This is a genomic window from Campylobacter sp. BCW_6873 (assembly GCF_001762365.1).
GTDB lineage: Bacteria > Campylobacterota > Campylobacteria > Campylobacterales > Campylobacteraceae > Campylobacter_D > Campylobacter_D jejuni.
This window is the reverse complement of the sequence record NZ_MJWS01000053.1, coordinates 1-1,543: the sequence shown is the minus strand read 5'-3', so window position 1 is coordinate 1,543 and position 1,543 is coordinate 1. Positions and strand designations below refer to the sequence as shown.

Annotated in this window: 1 protein-coding gene and 1 pseudogene; both read left to right on the top strand. The window is 35.0% G+C overall.

Features of this window, described 5'->3' with window-relative positions:
• On the top strand, window positions 1–1,235 hold a 1,235-nt coding region (locus AJ932_RS03290), incomplete at its 5' end, for a flagellin (protein ID WP_070288996.1).
• 155 nt (window positions 1,236–1,390) lie between these two features.
• Window positions 1,391–1,543 (top strand): annotated as a pseudogene (locus AJ932_RS10065) (flagellin); the annotation flags it as partial.

Sequence of the window (1,543 nt, the reverse complement as noted above, 5' to 3'; positions counted from 1 at the left end):
CAACCCAGTCTTCAAAAATCGGTGTTACAAGATTTGAAACAGGTTCACAAAGTGTGAGTTCAGGTGTAGTAGGACTTACTATCAAAAACTATAATGGTATAGAAGATTTTAAATTTGATAATGTTGTGATTTCAACTTCAGTTGGAACAGGACTTGGAGCTTTAGCCGAAGAGATTAATAAAAGCTCTGATAAAACAGGAGTTAGAGCAACTTATGATGTAAAAACTGTAGGAGCTTATGCTATAAAAGAAGGAAGTACTTCTCAAGACTTTGCTATCAATGGGGTTATAATTGGTCAGATTAATTATAAAGATGGAGATAATAATGGCCAATTAATCTCAGCTATAAATTCTGTTAAAGACACAACAGGAGTTCAAGCTTCTAAAGATGAGAATGGTAAACTTGTTCTTACTTCAGCTGATGGTAGAGGCATTAAAATTACAGGTAGTATAGGTGCTGGTGCTGGTGTTTTAAAAACTGAAAATTATGGAAGATTATCTTTGGTTAAAAATGATGGTAGAGATATCAATATAAGTGGAACTAATCTTAGTGCTATAGGTATGGGTGCTGCAGATATGATTTCTCAAGCTTCAGTATCTTTAAGAGAATCAAAAGGTCAAATTTCAGCAGCTAATGCTGATGCTATGGGTTTTAATTCTTACAATGGTGGCGGAGATAAGCAAATTATCCAAGCTTCTAGTATTTCAGCGTTTATGTCTCAAGCAGGTTCAGGTTTTTCAGCAGGTTCAGGTTTTTCAGTGGGTAGTGGAAAAGGATATTCTACAGCTTTATCTGGATCAGTGCAAATTGTTTCAGATGCAGCTTCTATAAGCAGTACTTATATAGTTTCAGCAGGTTCAGGTTTTTCATCAGGTTCAGGAAATTCTCAATTTGCTGCCTTAAGAACATCAACTGTAGGTGCTACTGATGAAACTGCGGGTGTAACCACTCTTAAAGGTGCTATGGCTGTGATGGATATAGCTGAAACTGCTATAACTAACCTTGATCAAATTAGAGCTGATATAGGTTCTATACAAAATCAAGTTACGTCAACTATAAACAACATCACTGTAACTCAAGTGAATGTTAAATCAGCAGAATCTCAAATCAGAGATGTAGACTTTGCAAGTGAGAGTGCAAACTACTCTAAAGCAAATATCTTAGCTCAAAGTGGATCTTATGCTATGGCTCAGGCAAATTCTAGTCAGCAAAATGTTTTAAGATTGCTTCAATAGCTCTACATATTTTTAAAGTACTGTGATATATACAAATCCAAGCCTAGTTTAAATACTAGGCTTTTTATTTTAAACTCTAAAGATTTTAATTAAACTAAAACTTGGAACACTTCTTGCTTTAATCTTTTCGATGCAATATTTTGAAAGGATTTAAAATGGGTTTTAGGATAAACACCAACATCGGTGCATTAAATGCACATGCAAATTCAGTTGTTAATGCTAACGAGCTTGATAAGTCTTTAAGTAGACTTAGTTCAGGTCTTAGGATTAACTCCGCAGCAGATGATGCTTCAGGGATGGCGATAGCA